The sequence below is a fragment of the Methanobrevibacter sp. 87.7 genome, assembly GCF_002208625.1.
In the GTDB taxonomy this organism is placed as follows: domain Archaea; phylum Methanobacteriota; class Methanobacteria; order Methanobacteriales; family Methanobacteriaceae; genus Methanarmilla.
This window is the reverse complement of the sequence record NZ_MRCT01000006.1, coordinates 1-23400: the sequence shown is the minus strand read 5'-3', so window position 1 is coordinate 23400 and position 23400 is coordinate 1. Positions and strand designations below refer to the sequence as shown.

Genomic DNA, 23400 nt, shown 5'->3' with positions numbered 1-23400 from the left:
AAAAATTTAAATTTAAATTAATTTTATTCCTTTAATTTTTTTAATTTATCACTTTATTTTTATTTATTTTAATGATTATTACTTTTTAACTCTTTTTTAGATAATTTGTAATACTTTTTATTTTATTTTTTGATTTTAATGGATTTAAATCAAAATATTTATATAATATTTTTTTAATATTTTAATTAAGTATTAATAATTATTTAATTATGAGTAATACTTTTTTATTATTTTATATAATGAAATTATTACTTTTTTTATTTTTTAAATAATTTTTAATTTAATACTTTTTTTATTTTGGAGGTTTATAATGAATAAAAAACTTAAATATGGTATTATTATAATAATAATTGTTATAATAACTATTGTGGCTATTTCTTCTTATTTAGGAACTTCTCATGATGATGATCCAACTCATTTAGTGGTAACTGTTCCAGGACATGCAGGTGAGCCTAAAAGTGGTTTTAATCCATTAACTGGTTGGGGTTGTGGGCATTTAAATTTTAATCCATTAGTACAAAGTACCTTATTGAAATCTGATGGTAATGATAGTTTTATTGGTGATATTGCAAAAAATTACACTATAAGTTCTGATGGTCTTAAATGGACTGTTGATATTCGTAATGATATTAAATTTTCAGATAATTCTAGTCTTAAAGCAAGTGATGTTGCATTTACATTTAATACTGCAAGAACAAGTAATTCTCAATTAGATATGTCTAATTTAGAAAAAGCTACTGCAACAAATGATACTACTGTTGTTTTTAAATTGAAAAAACCACAATCATCTTTTGTCTATGATTTAAGATATATTGGTATTGTTCCTGAAAAAAATTATAATAATGAAACATATGGGGCAAATCCTATTGGATCTGGACCATATAAATTAAAACAATGGGACAAAGGTCAACAAGCAATATTTGTTGTAAATGATAATTATTATGGTCAAAAACCATACTTTAAACAAATTACTATGTTATTCCCTGAAGAAGATACTGCATTTGAACTTGTTAAATCAGGTCAGGCTGATGTTGTACAAGCACCATTTACAAGTTTAAATCAAACTGTTGATAATTATAAATTAGTAGATATGCCAAGTACACGTGCACAAGGTATTTCTCTTCCATATTTGAATGACACTGGTTTAAAAACTAATAATAATCATAAAGTAGGAAATAATGTTACTGCTGATCCTGCAATTAGGAAAGCATTAAATATAGGTTTAAATCGTTCTGAAATTATTGATTCTGTATATAAAGGACATGCTAAAGTTGAATATACTGGTGTAGATTACTTACCTTATGCAAATAATCAAGCTAAAGTAAATGATTCTAATAAACAACAAGCTAAAGAAATTTTAGAAACTGCTGGATGGAAATATACTGATGGTGATGGTATACGTGAGAAAAATGGAACAAAGGCATCTTTCACATTATATTATGCATCTAAAGATCAGTCCAGACAATCATTAGCAATAGTTGTTTCAGAACAAGCTAAAGATTTAGGTATTGAAATTAAATTAAATGGTACTGATTGGGATACAATTTACCAAAATATGTATAGTAATGCTGTTGTAATGCAACAATCTTCAGATAATCCTTATAGAAATATATACCAACAATATTACAGTAAAAATAATTTTTCAGAAGATAATTACATGAATCCTAATGCATATAACAATTCTGCTGTAGATGCTATTCTTGATCAAGCTATGAGTAGTAATAGTCAAACTCAAGCAAATTCATACTGGAAACAAGCTGCATATATTAATACTGATTCTGGTTTTGGACCTGCTGCAGATGCACCATGGTTGTGGGTTGTAGATTATGATTACTGTTATTTTGTTAAAAATAATGTTAATATTGGTCAAGAACCTAAAATGGGTCAAGATTATATGGAAAATATTTGTAATTGGACACGTGTTAATAAAACAACATAAAATATTTTATTAATATTTTTTAAATACTTTAAAAAGATAATTTTTGATTAATATTAAATTATCTTTTTTTAATTTCTTTTTTTAAATATAATTTTAATTTTGGAGGTTATTTTTTAATGAATAAGAAGGTACTTTATTTTATTCGAAATAAAACAATACATTTTATTCTGTTGATGATTGCGGTAGCTATTTTTAATTTTATTCTTATTGATTTATCACCTATAGATCCTGTAAATATTTATCTTCAGCAATCTTCAGTAAGTGAAGCTCAAAGAGCAGCACTTGAACAATATTGGGGTGTAGGTCAACCAATTACTACTAAAATTTGGAATTGGTTAATAAATTTATTACAAGGAAATTTAGGTACATCATTAATTTATCGTGTTCCTGTTTCTCAAGTTATTATTGAAAAATTTGAGGCATCTGTAGTTTTAATGTTATTATCTTGGCTTATTAGTGGATTAATTGGATTTTTCCTTGGTGTTGTAGCAGGTAAAAATAGAGACAGTTGGATTGATAAAATAATTAAGATTTACTGTTATATATTACAATCTGCACCTTCTTTTTGGATTGGTTTACTTATATTAATAATATTTGGTGTTGAATTAGGATGGTTCCCAATTGGTCTTGGAGTTCCTATTGGAACTATGGAATCTAATGTAACAATATGGCAATGGTTAGCAAGATTAGTACTTCCTGTATTAACATTAAGTCTTGTAGGTGTTGCACCTATTGCAATGTATACTAGAAATGAATTGGTTGAAGTATTATCTTCTGATTATGTATTATTTGCAAAAGCAAGAGGAGAATTTGGATGGCCATTAATTGAAAGACAAGCATTAAGAAATATATTACTTCCTGCATTAACTCTTCAATTTTTATCATTCAGTGAATTATTTGGTGGTGCAGTACTTGTTGAACAGGTATTTTCATATCCTGGAATTGGACAAACTGCTGTAGCTGCAGGTCTTCAAAGTGATGTTCCTCTTTTACTTGGTATTGTTCTTGTGAGTGCAGTATTTGTATTTGTAGGAAATCTTATTGCAGATATATTATATTACTTTGTAGATCCAAGAACTAAAGAAAATGAATCTTTTGATGTTTAAAGGAGTTAAATTATGTTTAAAAATAAAAAAAATAATAAACCATGGTTTTTGTATCATGCAAATTTAAGAGTTAAAACTCTTTTTATAATTATAGTGGCATCATTGATTTTAATTTCAATATTTCTAAGTAATTTCTTTATTAATCCTAATACAGCACTTACAACAGATTTTTCAAACATTAATCAAGCACCATCATTTGAACATATATTTGGTACAGATTGGATGGGTAGAGATATGTTTGTAAGAACAATTTTAGGATTAGGTATCAGTATTGGTGTTGGTGCATTTGCATCTGTTATAAGTACTATTATTGCAATAATTCTTGGTTCTTTATCTAGTGTTAATTCAGTTGCTGATGAATTTGTAGCATCTGTAATTGATTTATTTGGTTCAATTCCACATATATTACTTATAATATTAATTTCTATTAGTTGTGGTGGTGGTTTTTATGGTGTGATTTTAGGTGTTGGATTAACACATTGGACTCCCCTTGCAAGAGTTTTAAGAGCTGAAATTAAAAAGATTAAAACTACAGAATTTATTAAATTATCTGAACAATTAGGAAAAAGTAAATGGTGGATTATTAAAAAACATATTTTTCCCCTTGTAATTTCTCAAATAATAGTTGGTGTAATATTAATGTTTCCACATGCTATAATGCATGAAGCAAGTATTTCCTTTTTAGGTTTTGGACTTTCTCCACATGAACCTGCAATTGGTATTATATTAGCTGAAGCAATGGGATATTTAAGTACTGGTGCATGGTGGTTAGCATTCTATCCAGGTTTATCATTGTTATTTATTGTTTTATTATTTGATTTGATTGGTGAAAATGTTCATAAATTATTAAATCCTCAAACTACAAATACATGATTCTTTTTCATGTTTTTATAATATGATTTAGGTTTTTTTGTAGTTTTATAAATGATATAATTTTTGCTATGTTTTTATAATATGATTAATTTTGTAAATTATGTGGTTCTTTAATTCTATCATTTATTATAGGAAAAATTTTTAGAGTTTATATAATTATTTATGATTTATTGGAGGTTAAATAATGAATAAATTATTAGAAGTTGATAATCTTTCAATAGGATTTACTCAATATTTTAAAGGTCTTAAACAAAGGAAATTAAATGTTATATCTGATTTAACTATTGATTTGTATGAAAATGAGATTTTAGCAGTTTTAGGTTCAAGTGGTTCAGGTAAAAGTTTACTTGCACATGGAATACTTGGTATATTACCACCTAATGCAGAAGTTAATGGTTTAATGTATTATAAGAATGAAGAATTAACTGATGAATTAAAAGAAAAATTAAGAGGTAATACCATTAGTTTGATTCCTCAGTCTGTAAATTATTTAAATCCTTTAATGAAAATAAAATATCAAGCTATTGGGTATATTGAAGATGAATCATTAAAGAATGAAAAATTAAAAAAACAAGAAGAAATATTTGAAAGATATAATTTAGATAAAACTGTTGGAGATATGTACCCTCATCAATTATCAGGGGGAATGGCAAGAAAAGTATTAATTTCAACAGCATTATTAAATAATCCAAAAATAATTATTGCAGATGAGCCTACACCAGGTTTAGATAAGAAATCAGTTGATGAAACAATTACTGATTTAATTGATTTAAAAGATAAAGGTGTAAGTGTTATTTTAATTACTCATGATATTGATACAGCTATTAAAACAAGTGATAGGATTGCAATTTTATATTTAGGTTATATAATTGAAGTTACAGAAACTAAAAATTTTAAATATAATAATGAAAATCTCTTACATCCTTATACAAAAGCATTATTTAATGCACTACCTGAAAATGGATTTAAATTAACTAATGGTCATCAACCATCTTATTTAAATATTCCTAAAGGATGTCCTTATCAAGATAATTGCGAATATAAAACAGATAAATGTTTAAAAAAAGTACCTCCATTAGTTAAAATTGGAACAAGTCTTGTAAGATGTTATTATCCTATTATTAATTAGGTAATTATTTATAAAATATATGGGGTTATTATATGGAAACATTAAAAGCAGAACATATATCTTTTGGATATAATTCAAAGAATATGGTATTAAATGATATTAACTTTACTATGGATAATAGTATGATATTAGGTTTATTTGGTGATAGTGGATCTGGAAAAAGTACTTTTTGTAAAATTTTAACTGGATTTATTGATTCTTATAAAGGTAATGTATTATTAAACAATAAATCTATTGAAAATGGTTTTAATCCTATTCAATTAATTTATCAACATCCTGAAAAAATAATGAATCCTCGTTGGAATATGGGGGATATTTTAAAAGAATCTTGGAATCCATCAGAAAAAATTTTAAATGAATTTGGTATAAAAAGAGAATGGTTCAATAGATATCCTTCTGAATTATCTGGAGGTGAATTACAAAGATTTAGTATTTTACGTGCTTTAAATCCTAAAACAAAATTCATTATTGCTGATGAGATTACAACTATGTTAGATGCTGTAACTCAAGTACAAATATGGGATAGTTTACTAAAATATGCAAAAAAATATAATATTGGTGTTTTAGTTGTAAGTCATGATGATAAATTACTTAATAAAATAACTGATAGAACAATATTATTAGATGATTTAAATAAGCAATAACTTATTTTTTCTAATAATTTTTTATAATTTATTTTTTATATTATTTTCGAGTTTTTTGTTTTTTAGTTAAATGTTGGGTGTTTTTTTACTATTTTTTTCAAGTTTTTTTTTATAATTAATAATAAATATAAATGATTTCAAATAGAAATAAAGTATATTTAATTAAACTATTTTTTTGTGATATTATGAAAAGAACAGCATTTAAAGTAGCTTATATAGGTTCAGGTTTTAGTGGTTTTCAAAGACAACCTGATGTTAGAACAGTTGAAGGTGAAATTATAGATACTTTAACTGAAATTGGTTACATTGATAATCTTAAAGATGCAAGATTCCGTATAGCTGGTAGGACTGATGCTGGTGTAAATAGTTTAGGTAATGTTATTAGTTTTCAAACTGAAAAAGAAATTCATATAAATAAAATTAATAATTATCTTCCAGATGATGTTCAATTCCTTGGAACTGCACCTGTAAGATATGGATTTAAACCAAGATATGCAAAGCAGAGATGGTATAGATATATTCTATTTAGAAATAATCTAGATATTAATAAATTAAATGAAGTAGCAAGAGTGTTTGAAGGTAAGCATAATTTTACAAATTTTACTAAAAGATTTCAGAAAACTACAGTAAGAACAATTGATAAAATAAATATTTCATCTCCTAATATTAAACCTGATGAACGTATGCTACGTAACTGTAAAACTAATAATTTTAATAGTAATCAGGATTTTTCTAATCTTAATGAAACTTATACTCCAATTTTTGTTGATATTTATGGTGAAAGTTTTTTATGGAATATGATTCGTAAAATGATGCGTGTATTTACTGAGTATGCTGTAGGTAATATGACTATGGATCAAATAGAATCTTATTTAAATCCTAAAGAAGATGAACCAAGAGCACATATTAAGGTTCTTGAAGCTGAAAACTTAATATTAATGGATACAATTTATGATAAAATTAAATTTACTTATGATGATTATGCAGTTGAGAAATTTAAACGTTATCTTGCTTCAGAACTTGTTGATTATCAAAGAAAATATTCTATAGTAGAGTGTATGCTTAATAGTTTTTAAATAAGTATTTTCCTATGGTTTTATTATTTATTTAATATTTTTCATTGAATATTTTAGAGGTATATAAATTATTTAAATGTTTAATATAATTGTATTTTATTTAATATTTGATAATTTAATTTGAATTTTACTTATTATTAAATATAAATAATTATATAGATATTTAAAAATAAATTTTATTTAATACAAAATTTAATATTATAATATTTAGAATTTTAAAGGGTGATTATATGAAGATTGGTGTTGTATTAGGTACTAGACCAGAAATAATTAAAATGGCACCAGTAATTGATGAAATTCAAAATAGGGGACATGAATTACTTTTGATTCATACTGGTCAACATTATGATAAAGAAATGAGTGAAGACTTCTTTATAGATTTAGAACTTCCAAAACCTAATTATAATATTCATGTAGGTTCTGGTTCTCATGGTAAACAAACAGGACTTATGATGAAAGGTATTGAAGAAGTTTTAATTAAAGAAAAACCTGATATTGTACTTGTTCAAGGGGATACAAATGCAGTACTTGCAGGAGCACTTGTTGCTCAAAAACTTCACATTCCAGTAGGTCATGTAGAAGCAGGTCTTAGATCTTTTGATGTGTCTATGCCTGAAGAAATTAATAGAATGGCAGCAGATGATTGTTCTTATTTTTATTTTGTTCCAACAGAAGAATCTGCTATTAATTTAGTTCTTGAAGGATATTCTCCAAAAGATATATTTATAACAGGTAATAGTGTAGTTGACACATGTTATAGAAATCTTAAGATTGCTGAAAAAACAAGTACCATTATTGATGATTTAGGACTTGAAAATTTAGATAATATTATTACATTAACTATGCATAGAGCAGAAAATGTTGATGATAAAGAAAGATTACATAATATTATTGGTGCATTACATGAATTAAAAGATTTTAATATTGTTTTCCCTATTCATCCAAGGACTAAAAAAACATTAGAAAGATTTGGACTTTATGATGATTTAGTTAATGAAAAACATATTCATATAACAAAACCAATTGGTTATCTTGACTTTTTAGTATTAATTTCAAAATCTATAATAATTTTAACTGATTCTGGAGGTCTTCAGGAAGAAGCAATTACTCTTAATGTACCTGCATTAACCTTAAGATATAATACAGAAAGACCTGAAACTGTAGAAGCTGGTGGAAATATTCTTGTAGGTGCTGATAAAAATTATATTCTTGAAACAGCAAGTAAAATATTAAATGATAATGATTTTTATAATAAAATGAAAAATGCTAAAAATCCTTATGGTAATGGTAATGCTGCTAGTAAAATGTTAGATGTTATTGAAAATGCTTATGAAAATAATAATCTAAAAATTGAAGCTCCTGAAACCATTTATTCAGGATTTAAAGTGGAAATGAAACAAGTATCTGAAGATATTACTGTTAAAGAATTTGAAGATAAATATAATTCTTTAGTAAGAGTAATTTATAAAAATGATAATATGGTATTCCCACAAGAAAATATAAATATTAAAGATTCAATTATACTATTTAATAAATATTCTAATTAATTTTAGAATTAAACTTTAATATACAATTTATATAGCTATTTATAGATGATATTATGGAATATGATTTAAGTAATGTAAATAAAAATTTTATATTGGTATTTGAGTATTATACTGCTACTGGATTAGATGATTTATGTATAAGTTCTGAAGCTGCTGCTCTTATTAGTGGTTTAGTTGATGATTTAGTAAATGAAGATGTTTACTTATTATTAAGTAAAAAATATTCTTATCTTGGAGAAGATAAAAAAAATATTCATTTAATTATATTAGATGAAGATAAAAGTGAAAATGCATTAGAGGACTTTTTAATAGATAATGTATCTAAATTTAGTAGATCTATTTTCATTTCTTCTGAAGAAGATAATAATTTATATGATATTACACGTTTCTTAGAAGATAATAATGTAAAACTTTATGTTTCTGATACAGAATCAACTAGAATCTGTTCAGATAAATTTGAAACATTTATGGCATTACAATATAAGTGTGATTACTTACCTTTAACATATAAAGTTATAAATGATCCAAAAATCTATTGGAAAAAACCTATTGAATATAATCTTAAAGCAATTAATGTTCCTGGAGAAAGTTGTGATGTAGGTCCTATTCCTGATGATTTAGAAATTAAAACTAAATTAATTGCAAAACCATTAAATGGTGTAGATTGTGAAAAAATTAAAATTATTTCTAATAAATCAGATATTGATGAATTAGATAATCTTTTTCCAGAAGGAAATGGTATATTAATTCAAGAATTTATTGAAGGGGAAGTATTAAGTGTAAGTCTTCTTTCTGATGGAGTAAAAGCTTTACCAATTAGTTTAAATAAACAACATGTTAATTTAGAAAATGATTTAGGAACTTATCTTGGTGGAGAATTGCCTTATAATCACCCAGCTAAAGATAAAATATTTGATGTTGCTAAAAAAGTAGTTGAAAGTATTGAAGGTTTAAAAGGATTTGTTGGTGTTGATTTAATTGTAAAAGAAGAAGATGGTGAATATATTCCATATGTTATTGAAATAAATTCACGTTTTACAACACCTTATGTAGGTCTTAGGAAAGTTTTAAACATAAATATTGGACAAACTATATTAGATTTAATTGATGGTAAATTATCTATTGATGATATTGATAATCTTTCATTTAAATCAGGTGTAAAATTTATTAAAAAGAATGGTCAATTAAATATAGAAACTGTTTAATTTTTTATTAAATTTTACTTATTTTTATTTTTATGATTTTGTATTTTTTTTAGTTTTTTTTTCTTGTTTTTTTTATGATTTTGTTTTTTTTTTTTTAATTTTTCTAGTATTTTTCTAGTTTTGTATTTTTTCATGATTTTTTATAAAGTAATTTAAAATTAGTTAATATTATTTATATTGAATAATAAAAACTTAAAATGTTAAAAATTGGATATTTTATATAATAATATTCTAAATTTTATTTTAATCATGATTTTTTTATAGATAATTAAATATGTTTATTAACTAGTGTATTTTTTCTTAATCATGATTTTTTTATAGATAATTAAATATGTTTATTAACTGTGTATTTATTAATAATATATTTTTTACAGTGGTTTATTAAAAATTATAGAGGTTATTCTAATGAAAATAGCAGGATTTGATATTGGTGGAGCAAACACTAAAGTTGCTATTATTGATTTTGATAATGGAGAAATTAAAAATATAAAAATTGATTTATCATATTTACCAATGTGGAGTGATAATGATACTTTACAAACTGTTTTAACTGAGCTTATTGAGAAAATTTGTCCAGTTGATGAACTTGATGGTATTGGTATTTCAATGACTGCAGAACTTGTAGATGCATATGAAACTAAAAAAGAAGGAGTTTTAGATATTGTAAATAAAGTTAATGATCTATTTGATTTACCATTAGGTTTTGTTACTATTGATGGTGTATTTGATATTGACCGTATTAAAAAAGATCCATTAAAAGCAGCAGCTGCAAATTGGATTGCTACAGCTCCTATTGCTGCAAAAATTTCTGATAATTGTATTTTTGTAGATACTGGAAGTACTACTACTGATATTATTCCTGTTAAAAATGGTAAAGAATGTGCTAAAGGTCGTTCAGATATGGAAAGATTAGGTACTGATGAATTAGTATATACTGGAACTTTAAGAACTAATCTTTGTTCATTTTTATATAAAGTACCTCTTACAAAAGATGGTAAAACTGTTAATTATAGAGTAGGTTCTGAATTATTTGCAGAAACTGCAGATGTCTATAGGATTCTTGACTTAATTAGTGAAGATGATTATGTATGTGGTACTTATGATGGTGAAGGTAAATCTAAAATTGAATGTGCAAGACGTGTTGCAAGAGTTTTATGTGCAGATTTAGATATGTTAAATGAAGAGGATATTAAACAGTTATGTGAAACAATACATAAAGCTCAAATAAGCCAAATTGCAGAGGCAATTGATGAAGTATCTAAAAGGGAAAATATTGATACAATAGTTACTACTGGACTTGGTAAAGATATTTTAGATAAACCTGCAGCAGAATCTTTAGGATTAAATGTTAAATCTATGAATGAATTTTTAACTGATGATGAATGTGTTGTTTCACCTGCAGTAGGTACTTCAATTCTTATGGAAGAATATTTAAGAAATAATTAAATTTATATTCTTTTTATTTTACTTTTATTTAATTTTTTAGTTTTTATCTTATTTTTGTGCTTTTTTTATTGTTTTTATTTAATTAACAATTTATTTTAGCTTTAAATATTATTTTCATTTATATTTTAGAGTTGAATTTTTTTTATTATAAAATTAGTTAAAATTAGTTTTAAAAAATCTTTTAAAAATAGTAAAATAAAATGGTATTTAAACCATTTAGTTATGAGATTAGTACCATACATCTTTTGCTCCAATTAAATAAGCAATAGTATTTGCAATTAGATGTATGAATATAGTAATAATTAATATAGTTATTACAAGTTCAATTGTAAGATGAACGAAAAATGAAACGAATATTAATGCAACTACTGCAAAATCTATTTGATCAAGTATTGGTGCTGAATGTCCTCTTGGAATACCTAGTCTTCTTTTAATAAAACTACCAAGAGCATCACCTATTAATGCTCCAAATCCAAGTACTAAACCTATAAATAATCCATTTATAGTTCCAGAATATGTTATAAATGGAATTAAATTATTACATGCTTGTTTAAGCAAAGGTGTATATGCTCCTTGTAATGCACCTACAATACCACCAATAATTGTTCCAGCAATAAGTCCTCTCCATGTACAACTTGGTCCAATAAGTTCCATACCATCTTTAGTTTTTTTACCAAAATCAAGTGGTGTTCCTCCACCAAAAATTAGAGCACTACTATTTGATAGATAAGCAGGTAGTATAAAATAAATGGATACTGCAATAAGTATACCTATATTATACAAATCAAAGTTCATATTTTTCCTCAATTTTCTAATGTTATTTTCTTAATTAAATTTGAAATTATTTTTTATAAAAGTTCCACTATTTTATATTAGTTTATTTTTTTATTTAAATTAATACTTATTTTTTTATTATTATAAAAGTTTATTTTTTTTATTTGAATGTTTATTAAAATTATATACTTTATATTATTTTATACAATTTTCATCTATTTTTTTAAATAATTTATTAATTTAAATACATTTAAATAAGATTAAAAATAATACTTATTTAATATAATCAATTTATATTTATATTATTATTTTTTATTAAATTTAATACTATTAATGATTTTATTATTAATTTTAAGATTTTAAATGGTTTAATATTATTAATTTTAATATATTATTAATTATTTTAATTATTAATTATAAGGAATAAAATTTATTCGTGGTGATTTTTTTTGATTAAAAAAACTAAAAGTTTATGTCCAGTATGTTTTAAACCTGTCGATGCTGAAGTTTATGAGGAAAACGGAAAAATCATGATTAAAAAAACTTGTGATGAACATGGTGAATTTGTAAACACTTATTGGAGTGATGCAGATATTTATAACAAAGCAAATAACTTTGTTACTACCACTACACAAGTAGAAAATCCTCAAGTCCATAAATCTCACGGTTGTCCTAATAATTGTGGATTATGTGAAGAACATAAAACATCTACTGTTTTAGGTTTAATTGATGTTACAAATAGATGTAATCTTAGATGTCCAGTATGTTTTGCTAATGCAGCTGTAAGTAAAAGATTATATGAACCTACTCAAGAAGAAATTAGGATGATGCTTAGGAATTTAAGAAATCTTAAACCTGTTCCTACTCCTGCAATCCAATATGCTGGTGGAGAACCTACAGTAAGACGTGATCTTCCTGAACTTATTGCTATGGCAAAAGAAGAAGGATTTGTACATACTCAAATTGCAACTAATGGTATTAGACTTGGAAGTAAAAAAGGATATGCTGAAGAACTTAAAGAAGCAGGACTTAACACTGTTTATATGCAATTTGATGGTGTAACTGAAGAACCTTATATTGCAAATAGAGGTAAAAATTTACTTCCTAAAAAATTAGATGCTATTGAAAGATGTCGTGAAGCTGAATTAGGTATGGTACTTGTACCTACTTTAGTTAAAGGTGTTAACGATCAACAAATTGGAGATATTATTAAATTTGCATTTGATAATAGAGATATTATTTATGGTGCAAATTTCCAACCTGTTGCATTTGCAGGAAGAATTGACACTGATTTAGTTGAAAAAGAAAGATTTACTATTCCTGACTTTGAAAAAGAAGTTGAAAGACAATTAGATCATCAAGTTACTACTGATGCATTTTATCCACCATCATCTGTTGAACCAGTTACAAGATTTATATATGCTATGGATGATAGTGTTGATCCAGTTATGTTAAATTGTCACCAACATTGTGGTTCAGCAACTTATGTATTTGTTGATACTGATGAAGATGGAAATCAAAAATTTATTCCAATTACTGACTTTATTGATGTTGATGCATTCTTAAACTTCTTAGATGAAAGTGCTGAAAAAATTGAAGAAGGTAAATTTGCTGCAAAAACTAGAATTGCAGCTAGTGCAATTAAAAATTTATCTGACTTTATAGATACTGATAAAGCACCTTCTGGATTAAATATTAAACATATATTATATGATGTATTTAAAAACAAATCTTATGAAGCTTTAGGTGAATTTTCTACTAATGCAATGTTAATTTCTTGTATGCACTTTATGGATCCTTATAACTTCGATGAAGATAGGGTACAAAGGTGTATTATTCATTATGCAGTTCCTGATGGTAGAATTATACCATTCTGTACTATGAATTCTAGATTTAGGGAAGGTATTGAACAAGAATTTTCAGTTCCATTAAACAGAAAAGAAAGAGAAAAAATTGAAGAATTACAAAAAGAAGCATAATTCTTTTTTAATTTTTTTATTTACTATTTTTATTAATTTAATTTTTTCATTATATCTATTTATATAATATTAATTTGTTTTTAAGCTATTTTTTTTATGAAAAAAGTTTAAATTATATGTTATATGGGCTATTTTTTTATGAAAAAAGTTTAAATTATATGTTAAATAGAATTTATAATGAATATTTACTTATATATTTATTAATATTTTAAAAACAATTGAGGACACTTAAATATGATTATTAAAACACCTTCTCGTCTTCATATGGCTCTTATTAATATGGATGGGTCAAATGGACGAATGGATGGGGGAATTGGTCTTACATTAGATAGGCCTAATTTTATTTTAGAAGGAAATCTTTCTGATTCTTCAAAAATTACTGTTGATTTTGAAGAAGAATTAAGTAATGATATTAAAGCAGAGTATACTAAAAAGATTAATGATGCTGCAAATAAAATATTAAATTATTATGATTTTGATTATGGTTTTGATTTTTTAGTTAAAAAATCTCTTTTACTTCATTCTGGTTTAGGATCTGGAACACAAATTGCTTTAGCTACAGCAAAAATTGTAACTGAATTATTAGATATTCATAAAGGTGCAGTAGTTTTATCTACTATTGTTGGTCGTGGAGGTACTTCTGGTATTGGTACTTATTCTTTTGATTTTGGTGGTTTTCTTGTTGATGGTGGTCATAATAAAGATGAAAAACCTGATTTTTTACCTTCCTCAGCTTCAGCTGCTAAGCCACCTAAACTTATTGCTAGATACGATTTTCCTGAAGATTGGAATATTTTAATTGCAATTCCAAAATCGGATAGTGTTAATGGTAAACATGAGGTTAATGTATTTCAAGAAGCATGTCCTGTTCCATCAAAAGAAGTTAATGAAATTTCTCATATTATCTTCATGAATCTTATTCCTTTCATGCTTGAAAAAGATATTATTGAAGTTGGTAGGGCTGTTAATGAAATGCAGTATAAAGGGTTTAATAAAGTAGGTATTGATATACAAAATGATAAAACAAAAGATTTAATGAAATTTATCTATAATAACGGTGCATATGGTGTAGGTATTAGTTCATTTGGTCCTGCTTTATATTCATTCTTTGATGATAATAATAAAGATATTGTTGAGAAAACTAAAGAGTATTTAGGTAATGATGGTATTGTATTTGTAAGTAAAGCTCAAAATCATGGTTATGAAATATTATAAGTTTTAATGTGAAGTTTTAGTTTGTATTTATAAATTATTATATGTTTTAATGTGAAGTTTTAGTTAATGTTTAGAATTATTATAATAGTTTTATTTTCAATTTTAATTTTTCATAATTTTTTATTAATTTATTAAATTCATTTTTTTATAATAATTTAATATTTTTATTTACCTTTTAGATTTTAACTATCTTATAATTTTAAATTGTATTTTGTTTATTTATTTAAAGTTATAATATCTTTTAGTTTAGTTATTAACCTAATTTTTATTCTTATTTTCAAAATTTTTTAATATATTTTCTTTATTATTAATTTTTATAATGTATTTTTTACCTAAAGTTTATTCTTTTAATGAACTTTTATTTAATTCATTACAAACAATTAATTGACATATATATTACTTATTTAAAAGTTTTTTTATTAAAATCGTATAGAAAAATTTAATATATATAGTTTATAAAAAAGTATTAGTTACTAAAAACGGTATTTAAATTTGATTTTTTAATGTGAAATCTTCAAATTTTAAAACACTGTTGATTTATTTTATCTAAAAAAACAATCGGGAACATTTAAATATGATTATTAAAACACCCTCTCGTCTTCATATGTGTCTAATTGATATGAGTGGAGCATATGGTAGAACTGACGGAGGAATTGGCTTTACTATAAATCAACCAAATTTTATATTAAAAGGAGAAGAAACTAACTCTAATGAGATTACAGTTGATTTTAGTAACACAGTTAGTGGGGATACTAAACTAGAATGCCGTAGTAAAATCATTGAAGCTGCAGAAAAAGTATGTAAATTTTATGATATTGACTATGGATTTGATTTTGAGGTTCAAAAATCTTATCTTACACATTCTGGTTTAGGATCTGGAACACAAATGGCATTAGCTACAGCTAAAATTATTACAGAAACAATTGGGCAAAGTGAAAAATCTGTTAAATTAGCTAATATTGTTGGAAGGGGAGGTACTTCTGGTATTGGTACTTTTTCCTTTGATTACGGGGGCTTTATTGTTGATGGGGGACATAGTTTAAAAGAAAAAGGTTCATTTTTACCTTCTTCTGCATCTAAAGCAAGACCGCCTCAACTTATTGCACATTATGATTTTCCTGAAGATTGGAATGTTTTAGTTGCAATACCTAAGGATAATGATCATGTACATGGTCAAAGAGAAGTTAATATTTTCCAAAATAATTGTCCTGTATCTAAAAGCGAAGTAGAACAAATGTCTCATATTATTTTCATGAATTTAATTCCATTTTTGCTTGAACATAATATTTATGAATTTGGACATTGTGTTGATGCAATTCAAGAAAGAGGATTTAAAAAAGTTGAAGTTGGACTTCAACCACCTAAATTCATTAATCTTATGCAATATATGCGTGATAATGGTGCATATGGTGTAGGTATGAGTTCATTTGGACCTGCAATTTATACAGTATTTGATAAAGAAAATGAAGATATTGTAAAAGCAACTAAGGATTATCTTGGTGATGATGAGATAGTTTTTGTAACTAAAGCTCAAAATCATGGATATGAATTATGTAAATAATTATTTTATCTTATTTTTTTTATGCCCTATTTTTTATTTTTCTTATTTTTTTGCTTTTTTATTTTTTAGTTTTATTTTTAATTATTATGGGTATTTTAGATTTTTTTCTTATTTTTTGTGTTTTTTTTAGTTTTATTTTTAATTATTTTAAGTATTTTTTGTGTTTTTTTTAATTTTTTACTATTATAAATTTTTTAATTTATTAAAATCTTTTGTTAAGCTGTTTAATTTTTTACTCATAAAGTTTATATATTTAAACATTATATAGTAGTTTATATTATAATTTAATTACTGTTAGTTTTAGCAATAATTTAATTATAATTTGGTGATGAGGTTCGCCATGTATTAATTTACAGAACCGTTAAACTTTTTTTAAGATTTAACTGATGACTTCCTATTTAACTTGAATTGCTATTATTTAAGAGTTTATAGTCATCAGAACCATAAAATTCATTTAATTATTCCCATATTATTAGATGACTTTTTCTTAAATTTAGCAATTTTTTTTTTAATTTGGAGGAAAAGTTTATGGTAGATGTTTTCCCATTAATTTTAGGCTTACTTATTTTAATTGCTAGTCTAATTTCAATTAAATGGGGTATTTCAGTTACTATTATTGAAATTATTCTTGGTGTTGTTGCTGGTAATTTAGGTATTATCAGACCAGAACAATGGATGGTTTATATTGCAAGTTTTGGTGGTGTTTTATTAACATTTCTTGCAGGTACTGAAGTTGATGTTAAACTATTAAAAAATAAATTTAAAGAAAGTTTTCTTATTGGTCTTGGATCATTTATAGCTCCCTTTTTAGGAGTATTTTTACTTGCATATTATTGTATTGGTTGGAATTTATTAGAATCATTACTTACTGCTACTGCATTATCTGAAACTTCTATTTCTGTTGTATATTCTGTTTTAACAGAAAAAGGCTTATTTAAATATGATTTAGGTAAACTTATTATGGTTGCTACATTTATTGGAAATCTTTTAACTGCTATTGTTTTAAGTTTATTATTTATGAAAACAGATATTAATACAGTTATATTCTATTCTGCTTCAGCTATTATTATATATTTAGCATATAAATATTCTAATAAAATTTTTTATTCAAAACTTCTTAGAAATAAGCTTGCAGAGGTTGAAATTAAATATATATTCCTTTTATTACTTGGATTTATTTTTCTTGGAAGTTTAGGTGGTGGTCAAGCAATACTTCCTGCATTTATTTTAGGTGTTGTTTTATCTAGTTACTTTAAAGTTGAAGATAAAGGAGAAGTTAAGTCACGTATTAAAACAGTTGCATTTGCAGTTATTACTCCTATATTTTTTATTGTAGGTGGTATGAAAGTTTCTATAGCTCTTATTCTATCATCAATTATTATATTTGTAGTTATATTCGCAGTACGTCAAATTGCTAAATTCATTGGTGTTTATAGTATTAGTAAATATTATCTTAAAGATTCTTATGAATATGTTACTCTTATGATGAGTACTGGTTTAACATTTGGTCTTGTAGCTGCAGTTTTTGGTTTAAATAATGGTGTAATTTCTCAAACAGTTTATTCTGTTTTAACTGGGGTTTTAGTTTTAAGTGCTGTTTTACCTACATTTGTCGCGGAAAAATGGTATTCACCAGTTCATTCTGAGGATATTAATGAGTTATAATTTTTATTTATATTTCTTAGTTTATTTTGAGAATATTAATAAATTATAAATTTTTATGTATATCCTAATTTTTTAAAAAGTTTTATATACTATGAAAGTTAATTTTTAATTAGAATTTTCTACATTTTTTTACATATGTATAAAATTTTAGTTTAAATCTATATTTTATAGGTTTAAATGTATTCTTCATAAAACAATCGACATTATTAAAAAGTGTTAAAGCTGTTGATATTCTAATAAAATTAGTTATTGTTTAAAAACAATAAAAATATTGATTATTTAATTTAAAAACCCTATTAATATTTAGTTTAATAAAATTAGTTATTTAATAATATAATTTAGTTTATAAAATGAAATTTTTATTTTATGAAATATTAGATTAAATCTAGTATTTTATATTAAAAACCTCTATTTCCACATTTATTTAAATTGTTTTATTAAATAAAATATTTGATTAAATATTGATTAAAATCCATGCCTTTAAAATTATTAAATTTATTATGATAATTAAATATCAATATAAATTTTATTAGAATATTTAAATTTAACATGATGTTTTTATATTTCCTATTTTTAAAATATTTTAAATTTATTATGTAATTAATTGGGTTTTATCGTTTTTTATTAAGTTTATAAAATATATTCTCTTTTAAAAAAAATTATATTTAAGTTTGAATATAAATATAATATAAATTTTTAATGGGGGAATATGTATGGATGATAAAAAAATAATTTATATTCTTGTTGTAATAATTATTATTTTAATTTCAATTATTGGAGTTTATTTTTTTAGTAATTTAGAAATTGATTATAAAGAATTTCATTTAAATTCTACTTGTTCTATTGATGTTCCTATTTCTAATAATATTGCTAATAAAACCATTGGCCAAAATATAACTGTTTTAAATGATACTAAATATGATTTGACTATAATTTATTATAATAATTATTCTGATATTTTATCTTCAAATTTAAAAGATAGTATTCAACTTGCTGCAATGAAAGATTCATATAAAGTAAATTCAGAGCAAATGACTCTTGTTAATGAAACTGTTTGGTTTAATAAAAATACTGGTTATTATATGACGTTTTTAAGTAATAATGCAACTTATGATAATATGATTATTATTACTAAAAATAAAAATATTCTTGAACATATGATAAACAGTATTAAATATGTTTCAATTAATATAACTAATTCCACTAATGATTCTATTGTTTCTAGTAATTCTGATAATACTGGAAATCATGATTACTCAAGTAGTTCTTCACAATCAAATGATAAAAGTTCTTCTGTAGATTCTGATGATGGTTATCATTATGCTGGACAATTTGAAGCAGAAGTTAAAAAAAGAAGTGATGGTATTTATGAAGATAGGGAAGGAAATACTTATGATATACGACATATGAGATAATTTTCCTTTTTATTTTTTGGGGGGTTAAGTTTATGAATATTAAAAAAATATTAATTATTTTGCTTGTATTAATAGTTGTCTTAAGTACTATTTTAATTGTTTTTACAAGTTATGAAAATAATAATAAATCTAAAATTAATAAAACAGTTATTAATAATACAACAAATAATTCTACAAATAAAACTATGGATAATAATATAAATAATTCAGTAGAAGATAATGTTGATTCTGTAGAATATTCTGATTCTGATAATTATAATTCTTATGCTGAATCAAATTCTAAATATGATGAAGATAATATTGTTTATTCATCAGATCCTAATTCCGATAAGTCTGTTATTGATGAAAATGGACATATAGATCAAGATAAAGTTGATTATTATAATCAGAAAGCTATTGAAAAATGGGGTCATATTGGATAATTTTATATTTTTTCTATTTTTAAATAAAATTATTTTATATTTTTTAAATTTAGCTATTTTTTAACTATTTAATGTTTAAAATTTTGAAAAGTTTTTTAAATTATTTAATTATTATATCTAAATTAATGTTTTTAAACAAAGATTTAAAAATAGAAACTTATAATATAATATTATAATAAAATTTTTTGTGATTAAAATGGAAAAAATTGAAGGAAGAGTTTGGAAGTTTGGAGAAAATATTGACACTGATTTAATTATTCCAGGTAGATATCTTAGAACATTTAATCCTCAAGATTTAGCAGATCATGTATTAGAAGGTGAAAGACCTGATTTTACTGCTAATGTTAAAAAAGGAGATATTATTGTTGCTGATGAAAACTTTGGTTGTGGCTCTTCTAGGGAACAAGCTCCTGTAGCTATTAAAACTGCAGGTGTAGATGCAATAGTTGCAAAATCCTTTGCAAGAATTTTTTATAGGAATGCTGTAAATATTGGTCTTCCTGTAATTACTGCTGATATTAAAGCATCAGATGAAGATATTGTATCTGTTGATTTAAGTAAAGGTATTTTAACTAATGAAACTACTGGTGAAACAGTTAAATTTGAACCATTTAAAGATTTTATGTTAAGTATCTTAGAAGATGGTGGTTTAGTAAATCATTATTTAGCAAATAAAACAGAATAAAATTTAAGTTTATTTTTTTTATGAAATATTAAGTAGTAAATTATAAATTTATTTTTTATAATAGAATTAAAAATAAATTATAAATTTATTTTTTAAAATTATAGTAGTAAACTATAAATTATTTATTATTAAAACAATTATAAAACAAATTATAAATTTATTTTTTATTTAATTTTTTTTAAAATTATTAATTATTATATATGATGGGTTTAATCTACTTATTTTAAATTATTAATATTATAATGTAGATTATTTAATTAAAAATATTATTTAGAGGAATTAAAAATGGAATGTCCAATTTGTGGATCAGATAATCTTACGGTCTTAAAATCAAAAGAAACTTCGTCTAAAAAGAAATTAATCAATGATTATTTATTAAAATGTAATGAATGTGAACATGTATTTAAAGATAGAATAACTCAATCAAGTCCTATTCCATGTAGGATTATTATAAGTGAAAATGAACAATCTATTAAATCAGTAATTGATTTATATCCTGATGAAACTATTAGTATTGGTAGTGTTTTACTTACGGATAATGGACAAGTTAGAGTTAAATCTATTGAAACTGATGAAAGAAGAGTAAAATCTGCTATTGTTAAAGATATTAAAACTATTTGGGCTTCATCTTTAGAGATTCCAGCAAGATTTGGATTATCTATTGATTTAAAAGGTGAAACTCAATCTTATAAAATAGATACTGATAGGGATTTTGAAGTATCTACTAATGATATTATTAAAATAGAAGATTTTATTTTAAAAGTTCATATTATTAAAACAGATAAAGGAAAAATTACTAGTGGTTCTGTAAATGCAGATCATATTAAAAGAATATATACAAAACCTATTGATTTAAAATCTTATGATTATAATTTAACTGATAATATTGTTAAAAAAACTATGAAATGGAATTAAATATTTAAATTATTTAAGTTTTAATTAAATTATTAATAAGCTATTTAGATTTTAATTAATTTAATAATTTTTTAATTTAATTATTTAAATTCTGTATTTTGATGTTAATTAAATATTAATTAACTTTTTTTAATTATTTTAAGAATATATTTTAATTTTTTTATATTTAACTGGAAATTTACTAATTTTTTTAAACTAAGGGTATTATTATGGCTATTAAAGTATCTATTGAAACATTTGGATGTATTTATAACAAAGCAGATTCTCAGATTATGGCAGGTGTTTTAGCTAAAAATAATATGGAACTTGTTGATAATGTAGAAGATGCAGATGTTATTATTGTAAATACTTGTTATGTTAAACTTCCAACAGAAAGTAAAGTAACAAATAGGATTCAAAAATTACAAAAAACTTATCCTGATAAGAAGGTTATTGTTAGTGGATGTATGGTTGAAATAGATCCTGAAAAAATTGATAAGATTACAGAGGAAGGTACATCTTGGATTGGACCACATCAATTAGATAAAACTGCAGAAGTTGTAAAAGCAGCTTATAATGGTAAAACACTTAGGGAAGATGGTTTATCTAAAAAATCTAAAGTTGGAGTTAAAAAATTTAGTGAAGATAAAAAAGTACATATTATTCAAATATGTGAAGGTTGTATGGGTAAATGTACTTTTTGTTGTACTAGACTTGCTCGTGGACCATTACATAGTTATCCTATAGAAGATATTAAAAATGAAGCAAAAGAAGCTATTGAAAATGGTTGTGTTGAGATTGAACTTACTGCTCAAGATACTGCAGCATTTGGTCATGATACCCATGAAAAACTATCTACTTTAATTAGAGAAGTGGCTTCTTTAGATGGAAATTTTAGGATACGTATTGGAATGATGCACCCTAAAAATATTTTCGATGATGTTGATGGAATAATTGAAGCATTTAAGTTACCAAAGGTATATAAATTCATGCATTTACCAGTACAAACTGGAAGTGATAAAGTACTTAAGGAAATGAATCGTCGACATACTATTGGTGAATATAAAGATTTTGTAAGTAAAGTCCGTGAAGCTATTCCAGAAATTACTATTGCAACAGATATTATTGTAGGTTATCCAACTGAAACTGATAAAGATTTTAATGAAACAATTAAATTACTTCATGAACTTAAACCAAGTATTGTTCATTTATCTAAATATCAACATAGGAAAGGAGCATTATCTTCTTCACTTAAAGCAATACCTTTTGATGTTATGAAAAAAAGATCTAAAAAACTTACTAAAATTATATCTGAAATTACAAAAGAAGAAAATGATCGTCTTTTAGGTCAAACTTTAGAAACACTTATAGTAGAAAAAGGATCTAAAGGAGGATATATTGGAAAAACTAATTCATATCTTCCAGTAGTTGTAGATGATGCTGAAATTGGTAGTTTTGTAAATGTTAAAATAGTTGAAACTACAAGTACTTATTTAATTGGAAAAATTGTTGATTAAAAATTAAATTATTTTTTTTATTTTTTTTTTTAATTTTTTATAATATTATTTTTATTTTTATATTTCTATTATCTTATTTTCTTTATTTTTTATATTATTTTTTTATCTTCTAAAAGTTAATTTTCTTAAAACATTTTATTTTATTAAATTTTTTCTTAATTTTTATATAGTTTTAAGTATATTCTTTATTATTCATACGAACGAAATTCCATTTTTTTTAAAATTTTTAAGGCTCTATTTAGCTTTTTTTATTATTTTTTTACTTTAATATTTTTAATTTTCTATTTTAAACTTTTATTATGCTTATT

19 protein-coding genes and 1 riboswitch are annotated in these 23400 nt (G+C 23.9%); of the genes, 18 read left to right on the top strand and 1 reads right to left on the bottom strand.

The genetic code is table 11. From position 1 onward, the window contains the following. The first annotated feature begins 310 nt into the window (after positions 1 to 310). The 9 genes from BGI41_RS00680 to BGI41_RS00640 all read left to right on the top strand — a co-directional run bounded on the left by BGI41_RS00680 (position 311) and on the right by BGI41_RS00640 (position 10965). Positions 311 to 1939 carry an ABC transporter substrate-binding protein gene (locus BGI41_RS00680; RefSeq protein WP_088538332.1) on the top strand — a complete coding sequence of 543 codons (1629 nt, stop codon included), beginning with the start codon at positions 311 to 313 and terminating at the stop codon, positions 1937 to 1939. Positions 1940 to 2055: 116 nt separating this feature from the next. Continuing rightward, positions 2056 to 3045, top strand: a complete 990-nt coding sequence (locus tag BGI41_RS00675) for an ABC transporter permease (protein WP_088538331.1) — start codon at positions 2056 to 2058, stop codon at positions 3043 to 3045. A gap of 9 nt (positions 3046 to 3054) precedes the next feature. After that, positions 3055 to 3918 carry an ABC transporter permease gene (locus tag BGI41_RS00670; protein WP_369829821.1) on the top strand — a complete coding sequence of 288 codons (864 nt, stop codon included), beginning with the start codon at positions 3055 to 3057 and terminating at the stop codon, positions 3916 to 3918. 184 nt (positions 3919 to 4102) lie between these two features. Continuing rightward, entirely contained in the window at positions 4103 to 5047 is a 945-nt protein-coding gene (locus BGI41_RS00665; RefSeq protein ID WP_088538329.1) for an ABC transporter ATP-binding protein, read from the top strand. A 32-nt stretch (positions 5048 to 5079) separates the two neighbouring features. Beyond that, entirely contained in the window at positions 5080 to 5691 is a 612-nt protein-coding gene (locus BGI41_RS00660) for an ATP-binding cassette domain-containing protein (RefSeq protein WP_088538328.1), read from the top strand. A 185-nt stretch (positions 5692 to 5876) separates the two neighbouring features. Then, the gene (gene truA / locus BGI41_RS00655; protein WP_088538327.1) at positions 5877 to 6767 is read left to right on the top strand and encodes a tRNA pseudouridine(38-40) synthase TruA; all 891 of its coding nucleotides are present in this window, start codon (positions 5877 to 5879) and stop codon (positions 6765 to 6767) included. Positions 6768 to 6997: 230 nt separating this feature from the next. Further along, positions 6998 to 8314: a non-hydrolyzing UDP-N-acetylglucosamine 2-epimerase gene (wecB, locus tag BGI41_RS00650; protein WP_088538326.1), complete on the top strand. Its 1317-nt coding sequence runs from the start codon at positions 6998 to 7000 to the stop codon at positions 8312 to 8314. 53 nt (positions 8315 to 8367) lie between these two features. Then, positions 8368 to 9519, top strand: coding sequence for an ATP-grasp domain-containing protein (locus BGI41_RS00645; protein WP_088538325.1), 1152 nt, complete (start codon positions 8368 to 8370; stop codon positions 9517 to 9519). Between the two features lie 405 nt (positions 9520 to 9924). Beyond that, positions 9925 to 10965 (top strand): hydantoinase/oxoprolinase family protein, encoded by a 1041-nt coding sequence (locus tag BGI41_RS00640; protein ID WP_088538324.1) that lies wholly within the window; start codon positions 9925 to 9927, stop codon positions 10963 to 10965. 228 nt (positions 10966 to 11193) lie between these two features. Here BGI41_RS00640 and BGI41_RS00635 read toward each other — a convergent pair whose 3' ends face one another. Next, positions 11194 to 11760 carry a CDP-2,3-bis-(O-geranylgeranyl)-sn-glycerol synthase gene (locus BGI41_RS00635; protein WP_088538323.1) on the bottom strand — a complete coding sequence of 189 codons (567 nt, stop codon included), beginning with the start codon at positions 11758 to 11760 and terminating at the stop codon, positions 11194 to 11196. 428 nt (positions 11761 to 12188) lie between these two features. On the opposite strand from BGI41_RS00635, the gene tes reads away from it, so the two are divergent. The 9 genes from tes (at position 12189) to BGI41_RS00590 (ending at position 23092) form a co-directional block, all read left to right on the top strand. Further along, positions 12189 to 13718, top strand: a complete 1530-nt coding sequence (gene tes, locus BGI41_RS00630) for a tetraether lipid synthase Tes (RefSeq protein WP_088538322.1) — start codon at positions 12189 to 12191, stop codon at positions 13716 to 13718. A gap of 234 nt (positions 13719 to 13952) precedes the next feature. Next, positions 13953 to 14933, top strand: a complete 981-nt coding sequence (locus tag BGI41_RS00625) for a beta-ribofuranosylaminobenzene 5'-phosphate synthase (RefSeq protein WP_088538321.1) — start codon at positions 13953 to 13955, stop codon at positions 14931 to 14933. A 574-nt stretch (positions 14934 to 15507) separates the two neighbouring features. Further along, positions 15508 to 16494, top strand: a complete 987-nt coding sequence (locus BGI41_RS00620; RefSeq protein WP_088538320.1) for a beta-ribofuranosylaminobenzene 5'-phosphate synthase — start codon at positions 15508 to 15510, stop codon at positions 16492 to 16494. 315 nt (positions 16495 to 16809) lie between these two features. Beyond that, positions 16810 to 16898: riboswitch (Fluoride riboswitch) on the top strand. Positions 16899 to 17022: 124 nt separating this feature from the next. Next, positions 17023 to 18159 (top strand): cation:proton antiporter, encoded by a 1137-nt coding sequence (locus BGI41_RS00615; protein WP_088538319.1) that lies wholly within the window; start codon positions 17023 to 17025, stop codon positions 18157 to 18159. A gap of 713 nt (positions 18160 to 18872) precedes the next feature. After that, on the top strand, positions 18873 to 19574 hold the full coding sequence (locus BGI41_RS00610; RefSeq protein ID WP_088538318.1) for a hypothetical protein: 702 nt from the start codon (positions 18873 to 18875) through the stop codon (positions 19572 to 19574). Between the two features lie 32 nt (positions 19575 to 19606). Beyond that, a complete protein-coding gene (locus BGI41_RS00605; RefSeq protein WP_088538317.1) occupies positions 19607 to 19996 on the top strand; it encodes a hypothetical protein in 390 nt (129 codons plus the stop codon). Between the two features lie 196 nt (positions 19997 to 20192). Further along, positions 20193 to 20681, top strand: coding sequence for a homoaconitase small subunit (gene hacB, locus BGI41_RS00600; RefSeq protein ID WP_088538316.1), 489 nt, complete (start codon positions 20193 to 20195; stop codon positions 20679 to 20681). 285 nt (positions 20682 to 20966) lie between these two features. After that, the gene (locus BGI41_RS00595) at positions 20967 to 21596 is read left to right on the top strand and encodes an HVO_0476 family zinc finger protein (RefSeq protein ID WP_088538315.1); all 630 of its coding nucleotides are present in this window, start codon (positions 20967 to 20969) and stop codon (positions 21594 to 21596) included. Positions 21597 to 21811: 215 nt separating this feature from the next. Continuing rightward, positions 21812 to 23092, top strand: coding sequence for a tRNA (N(6)-L-threonylcarbamoyladenosine(37)-C(2))-methylthiotransferase (locus tag BGI41_RS00590; RefSeq protein WP_088538333.1), 1281 nt, complete (start codon positions 21812 to 21814; stop codon positions 23090 to 23092). Positions 23093 to 23400: the final 308 nt, after the last annotated feature.